We start from the raw sequence: 23,483 nt of genomic DNA, 5'->3' as shown, positions 1-23,483 counted from the left end.
GCCGAATGATTTCGGCCAGCCATCACTCGTCGTCGTCGAAGTTGTAACTGCCCGGCGCGAGGTTTTCGAAACGCGTGTATTTACCGATGAACGCCAGGCGGATAAAGCCGATAGGGCCGTTCCGCTGCTTGCCGATGATGATTTCGGCGATGCCCTTGTGCTCGGTTTCCGGGTGATACACCTCGTCCCGGTACACAAACATGATCACGTCGGCGTCCTGCTCGATCGCTCCGGATTCGCGCAAGTCGGAGTTTACCGGGCGCTTGTTGGGGCGTTGTTCCAGGGAACGGTTGAGCTGCGACAGAGCCACTACCGGGCAGTTGAATTCCTTGGCGAGGGCTTTCAGGGATCGCGAGATTTCGGAAATCTCGTTGGTCCGGTTGTCACCGCTGGAGCCGGGGATCTGCATCAGTTGCAAGTAGTCGATCATGATCAGGCCGACATCGCCGTGCTCACGCACCAGACGTCGAGTACGCGCGCGCATTTCCGACGGGCTGATACCGGCGGTGTCATCGATGAACAGCTTGCGATCGTTGAGCAGGTTCACCGCTGAAGTCAGGCGTGGCCAATCATCGTCTTCCAGTTGGCCGGAACGCACCTTGGTCTGGTCGATACGGCCGAGCGAGGACAGCATACGCATGATCAGCGATTCGCCTGGCATCTCGAGGGAATACACCAGCACGGCCTTCTCACTGCGCAACACGGCGTTTTCCACCAGGTTCATCGCAAAGGTGGTTTTACCCATCGACGGACGACCGGCGACGATGATCAGGTCGGACGGTTGCAGACCGCTGGTTTTCTCGTCGAGGTCGGTATAACCAGTGGACAGGCCGGTGATGGCGTTGTCGGTGTTGAACAACGTATCGATGCGGTCGATGGCTTTGGTCAGCAAATCGTTTACGCCGACCGGGCCACCGGTTTTAGGCCGGGCCTCGGCGATCTGGAAGATCTGGCGTTCGGCTTCGTCGAGAATCTCGGCGGCCGTACGGCCTTCCGGGTTGAAGGCGCTGTCGGCAATTTCAGTGCTGATGCCGATTAACTGGCGCAAGGTCGCTCGCTCTCGAACGATCTGCGCATAGGCTTTGATGTTGGCGACGGACGGTGTGTTTTTCGCCAGTTCGCCGAGATAACCGAGGCCACCGACTTGCGACGTCTGACCTTCCTTGTCCAATTGCTCGGCAAGGGTCACGACATCGATCGGCATGTTCTGATCGGCCAGTTTGGCGATCGCACGGAAAATCAAACGGTGGTCATGTCGATAGAAATCGCCATCGGAGACTTGATCGAGCACGCGTTCCCAGGCGTTGTTGTCCAGCATCAGACCACCGAGTACAGCCTGTTCGGCTTCGATGGAATGCGGCGGCACCTTCAGGGCAGCGGTTTGCAGATCGTATTGCTCAGGAGCGGAGATTTCGTTCATGGCCACTTGGAGTCAGGGTTGAAAACGGGAGTACCAGAAAGACAAAGGGCACGACCTGTAAACAGGATCGTGCCCGATGTTAACCGTCTGACGGGCAAGCCGCCAGCCGATCAGGTGTTACTTAAGCTGCTACCACGACAACGCGTACGGTGGCTTCAACTTCGGCGTGCAGGTGCACGGCTACGTCGAATTCGCCTACGTTGCGGATGGTGCCGTTCGGCAGACGAACTTCGCTTTTCGCAACTTCAACGCCGGAGGCGGTCAGTGCGTCAGCGATGTCGTGAGTACCGATCGAACCGAACAGCTTGCCTTCGTCGCCAGCGGTGGCAGTGATGGTCACTTCCAGCTCGGCCAGTTGGGCAGCACGGCTTTCAGCCGATGCTTTACGGTCTGCGGCAGCTTTTTCCAGCTCGGCACGACGCTCTTCGAACGCAGCCAGGTTGGCAGCAGTCGCAGCGGTCGCTTTGCCGAAAGGCAGCAGGTAGTTACGGCCGTAACCGGCCTTAACGTTTACTTTGTCGCCCAGGTTGCCCAGGTTGGCGATTTTTTCCAGAAGGATCAGTTGCATGTGGAAATCCTCTTAACTTTTAACCTTCACCGTTCGCGCTGTCGGTGTCTTTCGACACGTGACGACCGCGAAAATCAATCAGGCTGTCGACAATGGCCAGAACCACGAGCAACGGATAGATCAGCTGCATGAACAGCAACAGCGTGACGTACAACCCCACCAGCCAGAAACCGGCCAGTCGCTTCTGCCCGACCAGCCCGTGAATCAGGGCAAGTCCGGCGAACACCAGCGGTACACTGCACAACGGCGTCAACATGGCCATCTGTGCACCGAGATTCGGGCCCAGAAGCATCAACGCCAGCAGTAACATCGCCGGCCCCAGCGGGATTCGGATGGCGCGAAACTCGCGACCAAAACCACCCGGGTTGTACAACAACGCCTGCCAATGACGCCCGACAATCAGGCTCAGCACGCTGACGATCTGCAACAAAGCCGCAATCAGCCCGGTCAGGACCGGTGCAATCAGGGACGCGAAACGCGCTTGCTCATCGACCGACAATTGCTTGTAGGTCTCACCGAGAAGCGCTGGCATGACCTTTATAAGGGCCTGCGCGAGCATCTCGATCTGGGCTGCAAACGCCGCCCCGAGCACCACTGAAAACACCACTCCAATGGCTACGCTGACCAGCAGCGTGCGAACCCAGGACTCACTTGCGCGCAAAACCAACGCAAGCCCCGAAGACCCCAGCAGCACTAAAAGTGCGCGTGGATCATCGGCATACAACCACCAGACCAATGCCGGCAGCAGCCCCAGGGACAGAACGCCGAGGGCGTCCGTCAATCCGCGCCGCAGAAGCACAAGGCTCCCGGCGGCAGCACCCAACCAATACAACAACGGCAATGTTGCACATCCGGCCACCACGAGAGTGGCCTGCATACGGCCTCGCATGATGAACTCAGCTAAGGCACGCATGCATTCAATCCTTTGCTACTTGTCGACTGCCCGGTCTCAGCGGCCGTGGCTGTCGGTGTAGGCCAGCAGGGCCAGGAAGCGGGCGCGCTTGATAGCGGTAGCCAGCTGACGCTGATAACGAGCTTTGGTACCGGTGATGCGGCTTGGAACGATTTTGCCGGTCTCGGATACGTAGGCTTTCAGAGTGTTGAGATCTTTGTAATCGATCTCTTTCACGTCTTCAGCGGTGAAGCGGCAGAATTTACGACGACGGAAGAAACGTGCCATTTGATAGGCTCCTTAAAAGGTCCGTGGATTACTCGTCAGCGTTATCGCTGTTGTCGCTGTCATCACTATCAGCGCTATCAGCGCCTTCGTGCTCAGGACGGTCGCGACGCTCACGGCGCTCACTGCGGTTTTCTTCAGCCTTGAGCATCTCGGATTGGCCGGTAACGGCTTCTTCGCGACGGATGACCAGGTTACGGATCACTGCATCGTTGTAGCGGAAGTTGTCTTCCAGCTCGGCCAGGGCCTTGCCAGTGCACTCAACGTTCAGCATCACGTAGTGAGCCTTGTGAACATTGTTGATTGCGTAGGCCAGTTGACGACGGCCCCAATCTTCCAGACGGTGGATTTTGCCGCCGTCTTCTTCGATCAGCTTGGTGTAACGCTCAACCATGCCGCCGACTTGCTCGCTTTGATCCGGGTGGACCAAAAAGATGATTTCGTAATGACGCATGAATGCTCCTTACGGGTTGTAGCCTGCCGCTCAAAAACGGTCAGACAAGGAGTGAATGACACTTATGGACTTGCCGGTGCGGGGCACATGCGTGCCTGCCGTGACAGCAAGGGGCGCAATTGTAGAGAAGGGACTGAAGAGGTGCAAGGCAATTGGTGATTATTTGAACAATCACCAATCCTGCCTTCACCACAAACCAATGTGGGAGCGGGCTTGCTCGCGAATGCGATACATCAGGCAACATTGTTGTCGACTGACACTGCGCCTTCGCGAGCAAGCCCGCTCCCACAATTGATTGCATACAACTTTATTTCTTGGCGGAGGCCTTGGCTTTGACGCCACGCTGGCGCTGCGCTTCGAACAGGCATACCCCCGTCGCCACGGACACGTTGAGACTGCTGACGCTACCGGCCATCGGCAGATTCACCAGATAGTCGCAATGTTCGCGAGTCAGGCGACGCATGCCTTTGCCTTCGGCGCCCATGATCAGGATGGTCGGGCCGGTCAGGTCCTGGTCATAAATGCTGACCTCGGCCTCGCCCGCCGTACCGACAACCCACAAACCGCGCTGCTGCAGCTTTTCCAGCGTGCGCGCAAGGTTGGTCACTGCCACCAGCGGAATTACTTCCGCCGCACCGCAGGCCACTTTACGCACGACGGGCGTCAGGGTCGCCGACTTGTCTTTGGGCACGATCACGGCGAGCGCACCAGCAGCATCCGCCGAACGCAGACAGGCACCGAGGTTATGCGGATCGGTCACGCCGTCGAGCACCAGCAACAGCGGCGCGCCTTCGGTGCGATCAAGCAACTCGTCGAGCATCGCCTCGCCCCAGACCTGGCTAGGACTCACGTCCGCGACCACGCCCTGATGCACGCCTTCAACCCAAGCGTCCATTTCACGTCGCTCTGCCTGACCGACCTGGACACGATTTTCATTGGCCAGTTCGATCAGGGTCTGCACACGCGGATCGTTACGGCTTTCGGCCAGCCAGATCTGCTTGACGCGCTTGGGGTGGTGACGCAACAACGCTTCTACCGCGTGAACGCCGTAGATTTTTTCCAACTGACTCATGACTTCGCCTTCGGTTTACGTGCTCCGCCACTTTTGGCTGGAGCAGAACCCGCCTTCGGCGGGCCTTTACGGTGCTTGCTCGGTTTGGCTGGCTTGCCGCCGGTCGCCTTTTCAGGCGCCGACCGCCCGGTCTTTCCCCCGGACGCCGCTTTACCACCGTTTTTGGCGTCGGAAAGCAGCGCTTTCTTCATTTCACGGCTTTTACGCAGCTCGGCATTTTTCGCCACGGCATCGCTTGGGCGATAGGCTTCGACAGCTTTTTCCTTGGCCGGACGGCGACTGGCGGTTTTTGCCGGCGCCTTTTCTTCCGAAGCCTTGGCGGCTGGAGCAGCCGTTTCGTGACCGCGTTTTTTGCGACCAATCGGTGCGCTGATGGTTTTTTCCGCCATCTCGAAGTCGATCTTGCGCTCGTCAAGATCGACGCGCATCACGCGCACTTCAACGGTGTCGCCGAGACGGAAGCTACGACCGGTGCGCTCGCCCGCCAGGCGGTGATGCACAGGATCGAAGTGGTAGTAATCACCCGGCAGCGCGGTGACATGCACCAGGCCTTCGACGTAGATATCGGTCAGTTCGACGAACAGGCCAAAACCGGTCACGGCGGTGATCACACCCGGGAACGATTCGCCCACGCGGTCTTTCATGAACTCGCACTTGAGCCAGTTCACTACGTCGCGGGTCGCTTCGTCGGCACGGCGCTCGCTCATCGAGCATTGCTCGCCGAGTTGCTCCAGTGCCGCTTCGTCGTACGGATAGATGCGCGCTTTCGGAATGGTCATCGCGCCGGCACGACGAACGTGCGGGGTGTCCTGTTTCGAATGGATCACGCTGCGGATCGCGCGGTGCGTAAGCAGATCCGGGTAACGACGGATCGGCGAAGTGAAGTGGGTATAGGCTTCGTAATTCAGGCCGAAGTGGCCCTGATTGTCAGCGCTGTACACCGCTTGGCTCAGCGAGCGCAGCATCACGGTCTGGATCAGATGGAAATCCGGACGGTCCTTGATGCTCGCCAGCAAGGCCTGATAGTCCTTCGGCGACGGGCCGTCCTTGCCTTTGTGCAGGGACAGGCCAAGTTCACCGAGGAAGGCGCGCAGTTTTTCCAGACGCTCCGGCGGCGGACCATCGTGGACACGATACAGCGCCGGGATTTCGTGTTTCTTCAGGAATTCGGCAGTGGCCACGTTGGCCGCCAGCATGCATTCCTCAATCAGCTTGTGCGCATCATTACGGGTGGTCGGGCGGATTTCGGCAATCTTGCGCTCGGAACCGAAGATGATCCGGGTTTCCTGAGTCTCGAAATCGATCGCGCCACGCACATGACGGGCGGCCAGCAACACTTTGTACAGCGAATAAAGCTGCTTGAGGTGCGGCACGACGTCGGTGTATTCGCCACGCAATTTACGCGCTTCGGCAACCTTCGGCGTTTCCAGCATCGCGCTGACCTTGTTGTAGGTCAGACGAGCGTGAGAATGAATCACCGCCTCATAGAAGCAGTAGTCAGTCATTTCGCCAGACTTGGAGATGGTCATCTCGCAAACCATGGCCAGACGATCGACATGCGGGTTCAGCGAGCAGAGGCCGTTGGACAACTGCTCTGGCAGCATCGGCACTACGCGCTCAGGGAAGTACACCGAGTTGCCGCGCACCTGGGCTTCGTTGTCCAGCGCCGAACCGATTTTCACGTAACTGGAAACGTCGGCAATCGCCACGTACAACTTCCAGCCACCGGAGAACAGTCGCAGCTTGCCAGGCTTGGCTTCGCAATAGACCGCATCGTCGAAGTCGCGGGCATCTTCGCCGTCGATGGTGACGAACGGCAGATGGCGCAGGTCGACGCGCTTCTCTTTGTCTTTGTCTTCCACTTCCGGCTTGAGCTTGGCGGCTTCTTTGAGAACCGCTTCAGGCCAGACGTGCGGAATATCGTAGGTACGCAGGGCGACATCGATTTCCATGCCCGGCGCCATGTAGTTGCCGACCACTTCAACCACATCGCCTTGCGGCTGAAAGCGTGGTGTCGGCCAGTGAGTGATCTTCACCTCAACGAACTGGCCGATCTGGGCGTTGGCATTGCGACCCGGGGTCACCAGCACTTCTTGCTGGATCTTCGGGTTATCCGCAACGACGAAGCCGATGCCGCCCTCTTCAAAGTAGCGACCGACAATGCTTTCGTGAGCACGGGTCACCACTTCAACGATCACACCTTCGCGGCGACCGCGACGATCGAGGCCGGAAACACGGGCCAGCGCGCGATCACCGTCGAACACCAAGCGCATTTGCGCCGGGCTCATGAACAGGTCATCGCTACCGTCGTCCGGCACCAGGAAGCCAAAGCCGTCACGGTGACCGCTGATGCGACCGAGGATCAGGTCGAGCTTATCCACCGGCGCGTAAGTACCACGACGGGTGTAGATCAGTTGAGCGTCGCGCTCCATGGCGCGCAGACGGCGGCGCAGGGCTTCGACCTGGTCTTCTGTGGTCAGACCAAACTCTTCGACCAGTTGCTCGCGGGCAGCAGGCGAACCCCGATCGGCGAGATGCGCCAGGATCAGTTCGCGGCTAGGAATAGGGTTTTCATATTTTTCCGCTTCACGAGCGGCCTCGGGATCGAGGGACTGCCAATCGGCCATTAGATAGTTTTCACCTTGTCTATATACGGGTTAGTTTGGCATAGGCGCCATCAAACGGGAAATTTCCGACTCTATAAGGCCCTTCTGAAGCCCTGTATCGAAGCTGGAAAGCCGTTTTGAACACCGCCGGTAAAAAAAACCATTTTTTTTGCTGGCAGGGGTTTACAGTTAAAAAGACGCTCCGTATAGTGCGCGCCATCGACGACGCACATGCGCTGCCGATACTGCCCAGATGGTGAAATTGGTAGACACGCCAGCTTCAGGTGCTGGTGACCTTACGGTCGTGGAAGTTCGAGTCTTCTTCTGGGCACCAATTCAAATTCAAGGTTAGGGCCTTGGATTTCACAGAAACCCGCGAAAGCGGGTTTTTGCGTTTCTGGCATTTGAAAATCCATTCCCCTCGCCTTAGCAAACCTGCTCGTACGCCACAAGGCGCATTTGAGAAACAATATCGTTTATCATTGTTGCAAGTTTTTGCAATGCGACAGTGAGGAACCCTGCGAATGACGTTTCGAAATACCCTGCGCCGAGGCTTTACCTTCACCCTCCTCGGCCTGGCACTCGCCACTCCCCTCGCCCAGGCTGCCGATGCGGTTTCCCTGACTCTCTACAACGGCCAACACAAGGAAGTCGGCGACGCGATCGCCAAAGCCTTTGAAGCCAAGACCGGCATTCACGTCAATGTCCGCAAAGGCAGCAGCAATCAGCTTGCCAGCCAGATCATCGAAGAAGGCGACCGCTCCCCCGCCGACGTGATCTACACCGAAGAATCCCCTCCACTGAATAACCTCGGCGAACAAGGCCTGCTGGCCAAGACCGATGACGCCACACTGGCCGTACTGCCGAAAAAATACGTCGCTGGCAACGGCACCTGGATCGGCGTCACCGCTCGCGTTCGCGTGGCGGCGTTCAACCCGACACTGATCGACGAAAAAGACCTGCCGAAGTCGGTAATGGAATTCTCCGAGCCGAAATGGCAAGGCAAGATCGGCTTTGTGCCCACCAGCGGCGCCTTCCAGGAACAGGCCGTGGCCATCATCAAAATGCACGGTCGCGATGCCGCCGAAGAATGGCTGACCGGCCTGCGCGCTTTCGGCAAGACCTACAGCAACAACATGGTCGCGCTCAAAGCCGTCGAGAACGGTGAAGTCGCCGCCGTACTGGTGAACAACTACTACTGGTTCGCCCTGCAACGCGAGAAAGGCCAACTGGATTCCAAACTGCACTACTTCACCGGCGGCGATGTCGGCGGCTTGATTACCGTTTCCAGCGCTGCCGTGCTGAAATCCAGCAAACACCCAAAAGAAGCGCAGCAATTGCTCGCCTACATGGCCAGCGAAGAAGGCCAGCGCGTGATCACCCAAACCACCGCCGAATACCCGCTGCACAAAGGCATGGAATCGGATCGCGGCCTCAAGCCGTTCAGCGAACTGGAAGCGCCGAACGTCACACCGGCCGATTTGGGCAATGCTGAACAAGCACTGGAGCTGGAACGTGAAGTTGGCTTGAACTGATGACCGCATCGTTATCCGCCCCCGCCGCGCGCGGGGGGTACGTGCCACGGCGCAAGCGACCATCGATCTGGCTGGTACTGCCGGTATTGCTATTGGTGGTCTTGAGCCTGTTGCCGCTGGCCTACGTTGGGATAAAGACCTGGCAGGCCGGCTGGGCCGAGGCGCTGCATTTGTTGTGGCGCCCCTATGTCTTCGGTCTACTGCGCAATACGCTGGCCTTGATGGTCGGCGTGACTATCACCTGCGGCGTGATCGGTCTGTCGCTGGCCTGGCTGCTGGAGCGCAGCAATCTGCCGGGGCGGCGTTTGTGGGGTGTGATCCTGTGCCTGCCGTTCGCGGTTCCGGCGTTTGTCAGCAGCTTCACCTGGGTTTCGCTGAGCGCACAGTTCGAAGGCCTCGGCGGCGCGATTCTGGTGATGAGCCTGTCGAAATACCCGCTGATCTTTCTCCCAGTGGCGGCAACCCTGCGCAATCTCGATCCTTCTCTCGAAGAGTCAGCCCGCACCTTGGGGCAGAATCGCTGGGGCGTTTTTTTCCGGGTCACCCTGCCCCTGCTCTGGCCATCGCTGCTAGCGGGCTCGCTGCTGATCGCCTTACACATGCTGGTGGAGTTTGGCGCACTGTCGATCATTGGCCTGCAAACCTTTACCACGGCGATCTACCAACAATTCGAACTGGCATTCAGCAACGCCAATGCAGCAATGCTGTCCGCCGTGCTGCTCGCGCTGTGCCTGGTGCTGCTGTGGCTGGAACTGCGAGTGCGCGGCAAGGGCCGGCACGTGCGCACCGGGCAAGGTGCGGCGCGTCAGGCTGAACAGGTTCTGCTAGGGCCTTGGGCGGCGGTCGGCCAGTTGTATTGCCTGATCCTGGCGATCATTGGCAGCGGGATTCCACTGGGCATGCTGGCGTACTGGCTGGCTGTGGGCTCTTCGGCTGCATTCCCGGTTGCGGCCATTTCCGAGGCGCTGCTGTCATCGCTGGCGTTATCGCTGGGTGGCGCGGCACTGTGCCTGTTGCTGGCAGTGCCGGTCGGGCTGCTGGTGGTGCGCTATAAAGGCCAACTGGCGATCTGGGCCGAACGCTTGCCGTATCTGCTGCATGCGCTGCCGGGTTTGGTGATTGCGCTGACGCTGGTGTATTTCGCCCTGCACTACGTGCCTGTGCTGTATCAAACGTCCGGCCTGTTGCTGATCGCTTATGCGCTGTTGTTCCTGCCGCTGGCTCAGGCTCCGATCCGCACGGCACTGAACAAGGCAGCGCCGCAACTGGAAGAGGCTGCACGCACACTGGGCGCATCGTCGTTTACGGCGTTTTGCCGGGTGACACTGCCGATCATCTTCCCGGCATTGGGCGCAGCGTTTGCGTTGGTGTTTCTGGATGCGATGAAGGAATTGACCGCGACGTTGCTGCTGAGTCCGACCGGTCTCAATACGTTGGCAACCGAGGTGTGGGCGCATACGGCGAATGTCGAGTTTGCGGCCGCAGCGCCTTATGCGGCGCTGTTGATTGTGGTTTCTGGATTGCCGGTTTATCTGCTGACAACCCGGATGTACCTGAGCCGCTGAAACGGCCATCGCGAACCGACTCACTCCCACAGTGGAATGCATCCCCCTGTGGGAGCCAGCCTACTGGCAATCGGATCTGAATCACGCCCTGAACTGCCCCAGGCTCGCCTTGAGCTGGGCCGCCAAACCATCCAGCACCTTGCCACTGGCCGTGGTCTCCACCACCGCTTGAGCCGCTTTCTCGGCTTGAGCATGAATCGTCTCGACCCGCCCACGCACTGCCTGTGCACCTTGCGCCTGATGCGCCGCCGCCTGCGTGGCCAAACCAATTGCCGCGTGCACCTGCTCGACCGACACCTGCACAGATTGCTGTAAGCGCGCACTGTCACGCAGCACCAGCAAACCTTCGCTGGCCTGACGCCCAGCCTGACCAATCGCCTCCACCGCCTCCCGCGCGCCCTGCTGCAAAGCCACAATGTGCGCTTGAATGTCGCCGGTAGAACTCTGGGTTTTACTCGCCAGTGCACGAACCTCGTCCGCCACCACGGCGAAACCGCGCCCGGTCTCGCCCGCCCGCGCCGCTTCGATAGCCGCGTTCAGCGCCAGCAAATTGGTTTGCTCGGCAATCCCGTGAATCACTGTCAGCACGACTTCAATCTGCTCGCTCTGCTGCGCCAGTCGCTCGATGACTTTTGCCCCGGTATCGACCTGTCCGGCGAGCGCCTCGATCAGGCTGCCGACCTTGGCCGACGTGCGGGTGTTTTCATCGGTGGCCTGTCGAATGTCGACCACCTGCTTCAACGCCGCCTGCATGGCATGGCTTTCCGATTGCGCCTCATCAGCCATTTGCGACAGTGCGCGCAGACTTTCCGCCACTTCGTCGCGCTGCATCCCGGCCGCAGCATCCGCGCCGGCATTGCGCAGGGTCATCGCACCGATTTCCACACCCGTGCGCTGAGCCACGTCGCCCGCCTCGCGCACGATCGGCTGCAACTTATCCACAAAGCGATTGACCGCCGAGGCCATGTCGCCGATCTCATCCTTGCTGTTGATTTGCACACGCTTGGTCAGATCGCCCTCACCCGCTGCGAGATCATCCATCGCCACGTTGAGCATCTTCAGGCGATTGACCACACGATGACCCAAAACCACGGCCAACAACAGCAGCACACCCGCACCGACCAGCGCCAGGCCCATGCCGATCCGCCAGCGCAGAGTCGCGGCGGCGTCCTGCACGGTACTGGCAGTATTGGCTTTCATTTCTACCGCAGTCGATTGCGCCGATTGCAGGCGCGCGCGCATCGCGGTCGCACTGTCGGCTGCCGCGCCTTTGAGGCTGTCGCCAACCAACTGATCACTGCTGGCGATCAACGCCGAGAAGCGCTTATCCAGCGCCGCCAGATCGGTCTCTACGGACGCCGTGGAGACCCCCATCAACACCTTGCCGATTTCCACGCCATTGGGATTGATCGACGCCTCCAGGTAATAGACCGACGGATCGTGCTTCGCCGCATCCAGCACTTTATCCAGTGCACGCTCACCCTGGCCCTTTTCCAGCAAGGCCTTGTTGATCGGGTTTTCGCGATTGAGATAACGGGTCAGGTGCTGACCGGTCGCATCGTCGTACACAACGAACAGCACGCTGGGGTTGCGCTGGGCGCGCCGGGCGAATTCAGACAAGGTCGGTACATCGCTATCCCACATGGCGCGAGGTGCAACGGAAGCCAGCAATTGGGCCATGTCATTGGCCGAATCCTGCAGATCCTTTTCCAGTGTCGCGCGAAGTTGCGCCTGCTCTTCCTTCAAACGCGACGACAGACCCGCGGTCAGCCGCTGACGAGTGTTGGCGGACAAAGCATCAAGACTCGACGTGACTTCACGCCCTGCCTGCTCCAGTTCGCCGGAAAGTTTCTGGCTGTCAGCACCGAGCCGCACCGCCAGATCAGCTTCCAGCGCGGTGACCGTGCTCCGTGTCAGGGCGACGGCCACCAACACCTGCACCAAAAGGGCGATACCAAGGGTAACGAATACAGGCCGCAATAAACGGCTTTGTAACAGTGAGAGAACGGCCGACACTGTGAATACCTCTACGTCTGACGCCATTAATTTGATGGCACTCTTGTAGACAGAATCACAGCAAAGGTCATGCCGTCCAACAGGCATAAACGACAAAGGCCCCAATTAAGGGGCCTTTGTTTTTTACATCAACGACTTATCAAGCAAACGGATGGCGCAGAACGATGGTTTCGTTGCGATCCGGGCCCGTCGAAATAATGTCGATCGGCGCGCCGACCAGCTCTTCGATGCGTTTGATGTAGTTACGCGCAGCCTGTGGCAGCTCTTCCAGGGTCTTGGCACCCAGGGTCGATTCGCTCCAGCCCGGCATTTGCTCGTACACCGGCTCAAGGCCAATGTAGCTATCAGCGTCAGTTGGTGCGTCGATCACTGCACCATCAGCGTTCTTGTAGCCAACGCAGATGTTGATGGTTTCCAGACCGTCCAGTACGTCCAGCTTGGTCAGGCACAGGCCCGAGATGCTGTTCACATCGATGGCGCGACGCAGGATGACGGCGTCGAACCAGCCGCAACGACGGGCACGACCGGTGGTTGCACCGAACTCGTGGCCACGCTTGGCCAGGAATGCGCCAACGTCGTCGAACAGTTCAGTCGGGAAAGGACCCGAACCTACACGAGTGGTGTAAGCCTTGGTGATGCCGAGGATGTAGTCCAGGAACATCGGACCAACGCCCGAACCGGTGGCGATGCCGCCGGCCGTGGTGTTGGAGCTGGTGACGTACGGGTAGGTACCGTGGTCGATGTCCAGCAGCGAGCCTTGGGCGCCTTCGAACATGATGTCTTTGCCAGCGCGACGCAGGTCGTGCAGTTCGGCAGTGACGTCGAGCATCATCGGCTTGAGCAGCTCAGCGTATTCCATGCACTCGTCGAGAGTCTTCTGGAAGTCGATGGCCGGCTCTTTGTAGTAATTGACCAGTACGAAGTTGTGGTAATCCAGCAACTCGCCCAGCTTGGCGGCGAAACGCTCGCGGTGGAACAGGTCACCGATGCGCAGACCGCGACGTGCAACCTTGTCTTCGTAAGCCGGGCCGATGCCGCGACCGGTCGTACCGATCTTCAGCTCGCCACGGGCCTTCTCACGGGCCTGATCCAGCGCAACGTGGTAGGACAGGATCAGCGGGCAAGACGGGCTGATACGCAGGCGCTCGCGCACCGGCACGCCTTTCTCCTCCAGCTTGTTGATTTCCCGCATCAGAGCGTCAGGTGCAACCACCACGCCGTTACCGATCAGGCACTGCACGCCTTCGCGCAATACGCCCGACGGGATCAGGTGCAAGACGGTTTTTTCGCCGTCGATCACCAAGGTGTGACCAGCGTTGTGGCCACCCTGGTAGCGCACTACGGCGGCAGCATGTTCGGTCAGCAGATCAACGATCTTGCCTTTGCCCTCATCACCCCACTGGGTGCCCAGGACTACGACATTCTTACCCATAACACTTGTCCTCATTCGCGCAAACTTGGTGCCGGCGATGGCCGGCAGGAAAACTCAAGAAGCCAGTGGCGATACTTGCCAAAGCCCGTTCTGCTGAATCAATTGCCGGTCGCAGTCCGCATCACGGGCGGCGGCCAAAGGTTGTCCAGGCAACGCCTGAACAACACGCTGACCCTCACTGCGCAACTGGCAAACCTGCTGCCAGAGTGCCGCATCCGTACTGTCAGGCATCCAGATACCGCCAGACGGTAGCTCGATTTCAGCACGCCCCAGGGTCACCAGGGTTTTCAAATCGGTAGAGAAGCCGGTCGCCGGACGGGCGCGACCGAAGTCGGCGCCGATGTCGTCGTAACGACCGCCTTGAGCGATGGACTGGCCAACGCCCGGCACGAACACCGCGAACACCACACCGGTGTGGTAGTGGTAGCCGCGCAGCTCGCCCAGATCAAAGTACAGCGGCAACTGCGGGAATCGCGCCGACAGACGCTCGGCGATTGCCAGCAAATCTTCCAGTGCCGCCAGCACCGGCGCCGGCGCATTGGCCAAACGCTCACGTGCGGCGACCAGCACCTCGCGGCCACCACACAGGTCGACCAGCGCACGCAGCATGCCGGACAGATCGGCCGGCAAGCCTTCGGTCAACGTAATGACCTCGTCGATCGCCTTGCGTTGCAGCGCATCGAACAACTGCTGCTCAACTTCACCGGACAGGCCGGCGGCGCGCGCCAGACCACGGTAAATGCCGACATGGCCAAGGTCCATGTGCACATCCGGCACATCGGCCAGGTGCAGCATGGCCAGCATCAGGCTGATCACTTCAACGTCGCTGCTCGGGCTGGCGTCGCCGTACAACTCGGCACCCAACTGGATCGGGCTGCGAGAAGACGACAGTGCACGCGGCTGGGCATGCAGCACGCTACCGGCGTAGCACAGACGACTCGGGCCTTCGCGACGCAGGGTGTGTGCGTCGATGCGCGCCACTTGCGGCGTGATGTCGGCACGGAACCCCATCTGCCGGCCCGATTGCGGGTCGATGACCTTGAAGGTACGCAGATCCAGATCCTGGCCCGCGCCGGTCAGCAGGGATTCCAGGTACTCGATATGGGGGGTCACGACAAACTCGTAACCCCAGCTCTGGAACAGATCCAACACCTGACGACGCGCCACTTCAATGCGCGCAGCTTCCGGTGGCAGTACTTCTTCGATGCCATCTGGCAGCAGCCAGCGGTCTACCGTTGCCATTACGCCTTCCCCTTTGATCCGGGCGGCCAGCACTAGGGCGAGCCTTGAGTGAAGCAGAAAATGATCGGGCCATTCAAAACGCACGCGCATGAACGACGCAGCGAAAGGCCTGATACCGGCCTCGCCCATCACTTTCCTCGAAAAACTGTCGAGCTATTCAGCCCGATGTTCTGCAGCAAAAACAGCAATCAAACGTGCAGACGCAAAAAAGCCGGGAATTTCCCGGCTGCCGCATCATACACACGTTTTCCCAAAGGATCACCCCGCCCGAGGTTTTAGCCGCCGGGCGGAATGATTCAGGTCAACGTCGTATCAAGGCTTGGACTTTTCCAGGTAACGGAAAAAGTCGCTGCTTGGGTCGAGGACCATGACGTCGGATTTGTTCGCGAAGCTTTCACGGTAGGCACGCAGGCTACGATAGAAAGCGTAGAACTCCTGATCCTGACCGTAGGCCTTGGAGTAGATCGCAGCAGCCTGGGCATCACCGTCACCACGAACCTCTTCGGATTCACGATAGGCTTCAGCCAGCAGAACGCGGCGTTGACGATCGGCGTCGGCACGGATGCCTTCAGCCAGCTCGTTACCCTTGGCGCGGTGCTCGCGAGCTTCACGCTCACGCTCGGTGCTCATACGCTCGAACACGCTGCGGTTAACTTCTTTCGGCAGATCGATACCCTTGACCCGGACATCGACCACCTCGATACCCAGCTCTTTCTCGGCCATCGTGTTCAACGAAGCAGTGATATCAGCCATCAGCGCGTCGCGCTCACCGGATACCACTTCATGCAGGGTGCGTTTACCGAACTGGTCACGCAGGCCGGATTCCAGACGACGGGACAAACGCTCGTCGGCGATCTGCTTGAGGCCGGAAGTCGCGGTGTAGAAGCGCTCGGCATCTTTCACACGCCACTTGGCGTAAGCATCGACCATCACGGCTTTCTTTTCCAGGGTCAGGAAGCGCTGCGTCGGTGCATCCAGCGTCATCAGACGTGCGTCGAATTTACGCACCTGGTTAACGTAAGGCACTTTCACATGCAGACCTGGCTGAACATCGGCCTCTACCACACGACCGAATTGCAGCATAACCGCGCGCTCGGTCTGAGACACGATGTAGAAGCAGTTCCAGCCAACCAATACCACAACGACGCCAACGATCAGGGCGATCAGCGATTTATTGCTCATCAGCGGGTCTCCCTTGTACGCGACTGCGGCAGGTCAGTGACATGCGGCGTGACATCCGAGTTTTTACTGGCAGCAGCCGAACCGGCGACCGGCGCATTGCTACCCGAACCGCTCTGAATCATCTTGTCCAGCGGCAAATACAGCAGGTTGCTCTGGCCGTTCTTGTTACCAGTCACGAGCACCTTGCTGGTATTGCTGAAGATTTCCTGCATGGTGTCCAGGTACAGACGCTCACGGGTAACTTCAGGTGCCTTGCGGTATTCGGCGACCAGTTTAGTGAAGCGATCTGCCTCACCCTTGGCGCGAGAGACCGTTTCGTCGCGGTAACCGTTGGCATCCTCAAGGATACGCTGGGCCTGACCACGCGCCTCAGGCACGACGCCGTTGGCGTAGGTTTCCGCCTGGTTGCGCGAACGCTGTTCGTCTTCACGCGCGCGGATCACGTCATCGAAGGCTTCCTGCACTTCACGCGGGGCTGCCGCGTTCTGTACGTTCACCTGAGTCACGGTGATACCGGTGCGATAGGTATCGAGGAAGCGTTGCAGACGCTCCTTGATTTCGCTGGCCATCAACTCACGACCTTCGGTCAGCACCTGGTCCATGGCGGTCGAACCCACCACATGGCGCAGGGCGCTGTCGGTTGCATGCTGCAAGCTGATTTCAGGTTGATCGACGTTCAGCACGAAGTCCTGAAGGTTGCTGATCTTGTACTGCACGGTCAGCGGCACTTCGACGATGTTCTCGTCTTCGGTGAGCATTTGACCCTGCTTGGTATAGGCACGCTCACGCGTAACGTTTTCCATGTACTTTTTATCGATCGGCGGGAAATAGATGTTCAGACCCGGGCCAACGGTTTCGTAGTATTTGCCGAAGCGCAGCACGACGGCTTGCTCCTGCTCGTCGACTACGTAGACCGCGCTGTACAGCCAGACAGCCGCCAGCACGACCAGTCCGATGCCGAGCAGACCGCCGAAGCCGCCTCCACTCTTGCCCGAACCACCGCCGTCATCACCACGTTTCTTACCACCACCGAACAACCCGTTCAGGCTTTCCTGCAGCTTACGGAAGGCCTCGTCGAGATCTGGTGGCCCCTTGCGGTCGCCATTATTGCGGCGCTTGCCACCCCAAGGATCCTGATTGTTCGAGTTGCCACCCGGCTCATTCCAAGCCATAGCGCTCTCCATCTGATAAAGCAAAGACGCACCCACGGCGCGCCGACCAATGCTACAGAATGCCTGCCTTCACGGCACAACCGCTTTTTCAGGCTTTTATTGCAAAGTGTGTTGCTCGATGAACTCCATCGGCTGCAATCCTTCGCGGCTTACCAGTCGATTCAACTCGACCCGGGGCAAACGAACGGCCAGCAGACAGATGCCTTCTTCGTCGTGTTCTTCTTTCTGCACCGCACCGAGCTCAAAGAACTGCGCACGCAGTCGAGCGAATCGCTGCGGCAAGCGCAAGGTTCCCACAAACAAATCACTGCCGAGCAACTCGGCAATGGCTTGCTCAAGCAACTCCAGACCACTACCGTCCCGCGCCGACAACCAGACCCGCTGCGGTTTGCCATCGGCATCGCGCTGGATCTGCGGCTCAACACCCTCAAGCAGATCGAGTTTGTTGTATACCTCAAGGATCGGCAAGTCTTGCGCCCCGATCTCACCCAGCACCACCATCACCTGCTCGATCTGCAACATGCGATCCGGCTCGGCCGCATCGATCACATGCAACAGCAAATCAGAGTTGCTGGACTCTTCGAGCGTAGACCGAAATGCTTCGACCAGCTTGTGGGGCAAGTGACGTATGAAACCCACAGTGTCGGCCAGAACGATCGGCCCCAGGTCGTCCAGTTCCAGACGGCGCAAGGTCGGGTCCAGCGTGGCAAACAACTGATCAGCCGCGTACACGTCGGATTTCGTCACGTTATTGAAGAGCGTCGATTTACCGGCGTTGGTATACCCCACCAATGAGACGGTAGGAATATCCGCACGCGATCGGCCGCGTCGCGATTGCTCGCGCTGGCTGCGTACTTTTTCCAGGCGGCCCTTGATCTGTCGCAGGCGAACCCGCAGCAGACGGCGGTCGGTTTCCAGCTGGGTTTCACCCGGACCACGCATGCCGATACCACCACCTTGACGCTCAAGGTGAGTCCAGCCACGAACCAGCCGGGTGCTCATGTGGTCAAGCTGGGCCAGTTCGACCTGGAGCTTGCCCTCATGGGTACGGGCGCGTTGGGCGAAAATATCGAGAATCAAACCGGTGCGGTCGATCACGCGACACTCGAAAACACGTTCGAGGTTACGTTCCTGACTGGGCGTGAGAATGTGATTGAAAATCACCAGATCGGCCTTCTCGGCATGGACCAGGTCGCGTAGCTCCTCGACCTTGCCGCTGCCAATCAGGAATTTGGCGGTTGGCCGATGACGCGGCACGTTAAAAAACGCAACGGTCTCGGCGCCCGCCGAATTAGCCAGTTCCTGAAACTCCTGCGGATCTTCGCGCGCCTCAGGGTCCTGTCCATCCAAGTGAACGAGGATGACTCGCTCACCACCACCGTGGCGCTCAAAGAACAAAGGAGACTCCTATCAGGCGTTACCCGGAGCTGGATCAGCGTCGCCTTGTTCGTTTTCGGTTGCGCTAGGCAGACGAATTGGACGAACCGGCACTACTGTCGAGATAGCGTGTTTGTAGACCATCTGGCTGACGGTGTTTTTCAGCAGGATCACGAACTGGTCGAACGACTCGATCGTGCCTTGCAGTTTGATACCGTTGACCAGGTAGATGGAAACCCCAACTTTCTCTTTACGTAAAGTATTCAGGTAAGGGTCTTGTAGCGAATGCCCTTTTGACATGTGCCGCACTCCTTTAAGGATTCAATAATAAAAAATAGGTAATTCAGATGGCTTTGGCCGCCACACCCCCAAGGATAGACGGCAATTGCAAGGACTCAGCTCAATATGGAGATGGTCCCAAGGTATTTCAAGGCGCGTGGCAGATTGTCGCAATCAAGACTGTCCAGCCAGTGTAAATCTTCCCAACTGCGCAGCCAGGTGAACTGGCGCTTGGCCAATTGGCGCGTGGCGATGACACCGCGCTCCTGCATTTCGGCCAACGTCAGCTTGCCATCCAGATAATCCCAGACTTGGCGATAGCCTACCGCACGTATAGACGGCAACCCTGAATGCAGGTCACTTCTTTTACGCAGGGCTACGACCTCGTCGATGAACCCCTGTTCCAGCATATTTGTGAATCTTTGTTTAATACGCTCATGCAATACCTGGCGATTTGCCGGGGCAATGGCCAAGTTTGCGACAGTATAGGGCAATTGTTGCTGACCAGAAGCTGATGCTTCAGTACTTTGCACAGATTGTTGCTGGCGAAGGGCAGTCATGCTCTGACCGCTGACCCGATAAACTTCCAGCGCCCGACTCAAGCGTTGCGGATCGTTCGGATGAATACGCGCTGCAGACACCGGATCGATCACCGCCAATTGATCGTGCAGGGCTTGCCAGCCAAGGCGTGCAGCCTCTTCTTCGATTTGCGCACGCACCTCGGGATCGGCGGCCGGCATATCGGCCAGACCTTCGACCAAAGCCTTGTAATAGAGCATTGTGCCGCCGACCAGCAGCGGAATTTTCCCGCGGGAGGTGATCTCTGCCATCGCTTGCAGGGCATCGCGACGGAAATCCGCAGCCGAATAGGCTTCAGCCGGGTCGAGAATGTCGATCAAACGATGCGGAAATTCAGCCAGCAGCTCTTTCGAGGGTTTGGCCGTGCCAATGTCCATGCCTCGATAGACCAGCGCGGAATCGACGCTGATCAGCTCGCACGGCAGCACTTTGGTCAGTTCGATGGCCAGGTCGGTCTTGCCCGCAGCGGTCGGGCCCATCAGGAAAATCGCTGGAGGAAGCTGCTTCATCAACGACCGCGCAAGAACAGTTTGTCCAGATCGTCCAGACCCAATTGGGTCCAGGTCGGCCGGCCATGATTACATTGACCGCTGCGCTCAGTGTTTTCCATGTCACGCAGCAGGCCGTTCATTTCGGGCAAGGCCAGGCGCCGGTTGGCGCGGATCGCGCCGTGGCAGGCCATGGTGCCGAGCAGTTCGTTCAGGTGCGCCTGAATCCGGTCGCTGGTGCCGTATTCCATCAGGTCCGACAGCACATCGCCGACCAAACGGTTGGCTTCAGCCTGCTTCAGCAAGGCCGGAATCTGCCGAATCGCCAGCGTCTCCGGGCCCAGGCGCTGCAATTCAAAACCCAAACGCTGGAACCACGCTGCGTGCTCTTCGGCGCAGTCGGCCTCGCGCTGACTGACCGCCAGCGACTCCGGCACCAGCAACGGCTGGCCGCTGAGGCCTTCGCTGGCCATGGCGATCTTAAGGCGCTCGTACATGATCCGCTCGTGAGCGGCATGCATGTCCACCAGTACCAGGCCTTGGGCGTTCTCGGACAAGATATAGATACCCTTGAGCTGCGCCAGCGCGTAACCGAGCGGTGGAATGTCTTCCTGTCCAGCGGGTAGCGCGTTGGCATTCGCTTCAGGCAGCGGCGCAAAAAACTCCCGGTAGGCGGCCTGAGCCTCGGCGGCCGGCGGCATCGCAGATTGCGGACGTGGCGTGTATTGATACTGATAAGCGCCGCCAGCGCTGGCGCCAGAGGAGGCATTGAGCGTCGGTTGCGCCTGCGGTTGCTCAAGCAGCGCATTGGCCGCCAGGCGCATTTCGCCCTGAGGTCCGAATTCACCGGCATCAAGGCCGCTTGGCCTGACGATGGCAGTGGTGACGGCGCCGGCAAGTTGGTCTTCCGGGCGCACATCGCCCAAAGCACGGTGCAGCGTGCCGTAGAGGAAGTCATGCACCATGCGTCCATCACGGAAACGCACTTCGTGCTTGGTCGGGTGCACGTTGACGTCCACTGCCGCCGGATCGACCTCGAAAAACAGCGCAAAGGTCGGATGACGGCCGTTGAACAGCACATCGCGATACGCCTGACGCACCGCGTGGGCCACCAGTTTGTCGCGCACCGCGCGACCATTCACGAAGAAATACTGCAAATCTGCCTGACTACGGTTGAAGGTCGGCAAACCGACCCAGCCCCACAGGTGCAAACCGTTGCGTTCGATCTCGATCGGCAACGCCTGTTCAAGAAAACCAGAACCACAGATGGCCGCCACACGTCGTGCGCGGGCCGCGTCATCATGGGCTTCGTGCAGGCTGAGAATGGTCTTGCCGTTGTGGCGCAGATGGAAAGCCACGTCGAAACGCGCCAGCGCCAGGCGCTTGATCACCTCTTGCAGATGATCGAATTCGGTTTTTTCGGTCTTGAGAAATTTACGCCGCGCAGGGGTATTGAAGAACAGGTCACGCACTTCCACCGACGTACCGACCGGGTGTGCCGCTGGCTGAACCCGAGGCGCCATGTCCCGGCCTTCGGTTTCGACCTGCCAGGCCTGATCGGCATCACGGGTGCGCGAGGTCAGGGTCAGACGCGCGACAGAGCTGATTGATGCCAGTGCCTCACCGCGAAAACCCAGACTCATGACCTGTTCGAGGTCTTCGAGATTACGGATCTTGCTGGTGGCGTGACGGGCCAGAGCCAACGGCAGATCATCGGCAGAAATACCGTTGCCATCATCACGCACTCGCAGCAGTTTGACGCCGCCCTGCTCGACATCGACGTCGATGCGTTTGGCACCAGAATCGAGGCTGTTTTCCAACAGTTCCTTAATGACCGAAGCCGGACGCTCAACCACCTCACCGGCGGCAATCTGGTTCGCCAGCCGTGGACTGAGCAGTTCGATGCGGGCTGCGCTCAGCTCCTGATTCATTCTTTGGACGCCAGTTCGGTGCCAGGAATGGTCAAGTGCTGACCAACCTTCAGTTCATCGCTTTTCAAATTGTTGACATTGCGCAACGTGACTGGCGACACCTGATAACGCACGGCGATCATGGAGAGCGTTTCACCCGGGCTTACCCGGTGATCCCGAGGTCCCTTGGCGATTTTCCCCGAATCACGCAGCCAGGCAATGTAAGTTCCCGGCGGTGGATTCTGCTGGAAGAACTGGCGCACGCCACTGCTGATCGACCGTGCCAGCGCCTGCTGGTGGCTCGATGCAGCAAGCTTCGAGGCTTCCTTGGCATTGGAGATGAAGCCGGTTTCAACCAAAATCGACGGAATGTCCGGCGACTTCAACACCATAAAACCGGCCTGCTCGACGCGCTGTTTGTGCAACGGCGTAACCCGGCCGATGTTGGTCAGGACTTTCTGGCCGACGTTGAGGCTGGAGGTCAGCGACGCGGTCATCGACAGATCGAGCAGCACGCCTGCCAGCATGCGGTCCTTGTCGTCGAGGCTGACGTTACCGGCACCACCGATCAGGTCGGAACGGTTTTCGCTGTCGGCCAGCCAACGGGCGGTCTCCGACGTAGCACCGCGATCAGACAGGGCAAACACCGAAGCACCAAAGGCTGCCGCGGAAGGCGCAGCGTCGGCGTGAATCGAAACGAACAGGTCGGCGCCCTTCTTGCGGGCGATTTCGGTACGACCACGTAACGGGATGAAATAGTCACCGGTACGGGTCAATTCGGCACGGAAGCCTTTCATCCCGTTGACCTGACGCTGCAATTCGCGAGCAATCTGCAACACCACGTCTTTCTCACGCTGACCGCGCGAGCCGGATGCTCCCGGGTCTTCGCCGCCATGGCCGGCATCGATCACCACAATGATGTCGCGCTTGCCAGCCGGGGCTGGCGGCAACTTGATTTCGGGCTTTGTCGGGGTGACTGGCACCGCCGGTACGGTGGCCACCGATGGCGTTGGCGCAGGCGGCGGCGCGGCGTCGGCCGGGTTATCGAACAAGTCGACCACCAGACGGTTGCCATACTGCGCATTCGGCGCCAGCGAGAAGCTTTTCGGGGTGACGGCTTTCTTCAGGTCGACGACCACTCGCAGGTCGGTCGGCGTACGCTGGGCCGAGCGTATCGCCGTGATCGGCGTGTTTGCAGTCTGTACATTCAAAGGCGCCCCCAAGGTGGCGCCATTGATGTCGATTACCAACCGGTCCGGAGCGGTCAGGGTGAAGACACTGTGCTGCACCGGGCCGCTCAGGTCGAAAACCAATCGCGTGTTGTCCGGCGCCCGCCACAGGCGCACGCTGTTGACCTTTGAGTCGGCCAAAGCGTTGACGGTTACTGCCATCAACAACAGTCCAGCGGC

General features: G+C 59.2%; 19 protein-coding genes and 1 tRNA gene. 3 read left to right on the top strand and 17 right to left on the bottom strand.

The window, feature by feature from the left end; genetic code table 11:
• Positions 1-22 precede the first annotated feature (22 nt).
• The 7 genes from dnaB to rnr form a co-directional block, all read right to left on the bottom strand.
• Complete coding sequence (dnaB, locus tag AACY11_RS04265) at positions 23-1,420, bottom strand: replicative DNA helicase (protein ID WP_339433667.1); 1,398 nt, start codon at positions 1,418-1,420, stop codon at positions 23-25.
• Between the two features lie 121 nt (positions 1,421-1,541).
• Positions 1,542-1,988, bottom strand: coding sequence for a 50S ribosomal protein L9 (gene rplI / locus AACY11_RS04260; protein WP_003186385.1), 447 nt, complete (start codon positions 1,986-1,988; stop codon positions 1,542-1,544).
• A gap of 19 nt (positions 1,989-2,007) precedes the next feature.
• A complete protein-coding gene (locus tag AACY11_RS04255; protein WP_339433666.1) occupies positions 2,008-2,901 on the bottom strand; it encodes a hypothetical protein in 894 nt (297 codons plus the stop codon).
• A 36-nt stretch (positions 2,902-2,937) separates the two neighbouring features.
• Positions 2,938-3,168: a 30S ribosomal protein S18 gene (gene rpsR / locus AACY11_RS04250; RefSeq protein ID WP_002551829.1), complete on the bottom strand. Its 231-nt coding sequence runs from the start codon at positions 3,166-3,168 to the stop codon at positions 2,938-2,940.
• Positions 3,169-3,196: 28 nt separating this feature from the next.
• Positions 3,197-3,619, bottom strand: a complete 423-nt coding sequence (rpsF, locus tag AACY11_RS04245; RefSeq protein WP_003236224.1) for a 30S ribosomal protein S6 — start codon at positions 3,617-3,619, stop codon at positions 3,197-3,199.
• Between the two features lie 307 nt (positions 3,620-3,926).
• On the bottom strand, positions 3,927-4,691 hold the full coding sequence (gene rlmB / locus AACY11_RS04240) for a 23S rRNA (guanosine(2251)-2'-O)-methyltransferase RlmB (RefSeq protein WP_221733085.1): 765 nt from the start codon (positions 4,689-4,691) through the stop codon (positions 3,927-3,929).
• Entirely contained in the window at positions 4,688-7,318 is a 2,631-nt protein-coding gene (rnr, locus tag AACY11_RS04235) for a ribonuclease R (RefSeq protein ID WP_339433665.1), read from the bottom strand. The genes rlmB and rnr overlap by 4 nt, the downstream gene beginning before the upstream one ends.
• 226 nt (positions 7,319-7,544) lie before the next feature.
• Here rnr and AACY11_RS04230 point away from each other — a divergent pair.
• From AACY11_RS04230 to AACY11_RS04220, 3 genes are all read left to right on the top strand, one after another.
• A tRNA-Leu gene (locus AACY11_RS04230) sits at positions 7,545-7,631 on the top strand.
• Between the two features lie 190 nt (positions 7,632-7,821).
• Entirely contained in the window at positions 7,822-8,832 is a 1,011-nt protein-coding gene (locus AACY11_RS04225) for an extracellular solute-binding protein (protein ID WP_339433664.1), read from the top strand.
• On the top strand, positions 8,832-10,397 hold the full coding sequence (locus tag AACY11_RS04220; RefSeq protein WP_339493933.1) for an ABC transporter permease: 1,566 nt from the start codon (positions 8,832-8,834) through the stop codon (positions 10,395-10,397). The genes AACY11_RS04225 and AACY11_RS04220 overlap by 1 nt, the downstream gene beginning before the upstream one ends.
• 81 nt (positions 10,398-10,478) lie before the next feature.
• On the opposite strand, the gene AACY11_RS04215 is transcribed toward AACY11_RS04220, so the two are convergent.
• The 10 genes from AACY11_RS04215 to AACY11_RS04170 form a co-directional block, all read right to left on the bottom strand.
• Complete coding sequence (locus tag AACY11_RS04215) at positions 10,479-12,413, bottom strand: methyl-accepting chemotaxis protein (protein WP_339433662.1); 1,935 nt, start codon at positions 12,411-12,413, stop codon at positions 10,479-10,481.
• Between the two features lie 139 nt (positions 12,414-12,552).
• A complete protein-coding gene (locus tag AACY11_RS04210; protein ID WP_221733090.1) occupies positions 12,553-13,845 on the bottom strand; it encodes an adenylosuccinate synthase in 1,293 nt (430 codons plus the stop codon).
• A gap of 54 nt (positions 13,846-13,899) precedes the next feature.
• On the bottom strand, positions 13,900-15,087 hold the full coding sequence (locus AACY11_RS04205) for an ATP phosphoribosyltransferase regulatory subunit (protein ID WP_221733091.1): 1,188 nt from the start codon (positions 15,085-15,087) through the stop codon (positions 13,900-13,902).
• A 312-nt stretch (positions 15,088-15,399) separates the two neighbouring features.
• The gene (gene hflC, locus AACY11_RS04200) at positions 15,400-16,269 is read right to left on the bottom strand and encodes a protease modulator HflC (protein WP_221733092.1); all 870 of its coding nucleotides are present in this window, start codon (positions 16,267-16,269) and stop codon (positions 15,400-15,402) included.
• Positions 16,269-17,441: an FtsH protease activity modulator HflK gene (gene hflK / locus AACY11_RS04195; RefSeq protein ID WP_339433661.1), complete on the bottom strand. Its 1,173-nt coding sequence runs from the start codon at positions 17,439-17,441 to the stop codon at positions 16,269-16,271. Before hflK ends, hflC begins: the two co-directional genes overlap by 1 nt.
• 96 nt (positions 17,442-17,537) lie before the next feature.
• Positions 17,538-18,839, bottom strand: a complete 1,302-nt coding sequence (gene hflX, locus AACY11_RS04190) for a ribosome rescue GTPase HflX (RefSeq protein WP_339433660.1) — start codon at positions 18,837-18,839, stop codon at positions 17,538-17,540.
• A 12-nt stretch (positions 18,840-18,851) separates the two neighbouring features.
• A complete protein-coding gene (gene hfq / locus AACY11_RS04185) occupies positions 18,852-19,118 on the bottom strand; it encodes an RNA chaperone Hfq (RefSeq protein WP_095109354.1) in 267 nt (88 codons plus the stop codon).
• A gap of 95 nt (positions 19,119-19,213) precedes the next feature.
• Positions 19,214-20,185: a tRNA (adenosine(37)-N6)-dimethylallyltransferase MiaA gene (miaA, locus tag AACY11_RS04180; RefSeq protein WP_339493931.1), complete on the bottom strand. Its 972-nt coding sequence runs from the start codon at positions 20,183-20,185 to the stop codon at positions 19,214-19,216.
• Positions 20,185-22,095 carry a DNA mismatch repair endonuclease MutL gene (gene mutL, locus AACY11_RS04175; RefSeq protein WP_339433657.1) on the bottom strand — a complete coding sequence of 637 codons (1,911 nt, stop codon included), beginning with the start codon at positions 22,093-22,095 and terminating at the stop codon, positions 20,185-20,187. Before mutL ends, miaA begins: the two co-directional genes overlap by 1 nt.
• Positions 22,092-23,465: an N-acetylmuramoyl-L-alanine amidase gene (locus AACY11_RS04170; protein ID WP_445261467.1), complete on the bottom strand. Its 1,374-nt coding sequence runs from the start codon at positions 23,463-23,465 to the stop codon at positions 22,092-22,094. Before AACY11_RS04170 ends, mutL begins: the two co-directional genes overlap by 4 nt.
• Positions 23,466-23,483 lie beyond the last annotated feature (18 nt).

This window comes from Pseudomonas sp. RA_105y_Pfl2_P56 (assembly GCF_963970845.1).
Taxonomy (GTDB): domain Bacteria; phylum Pseudomonadota; class Gammaproteobacteria; order Pseudomonadales; family Pseudomonadaceae; genus Aquipseudomonas; species Aquipseudomonas baetica_A.
This window is presented reverse-complemented; position numbering and strand designations above follow the sequence as displayed.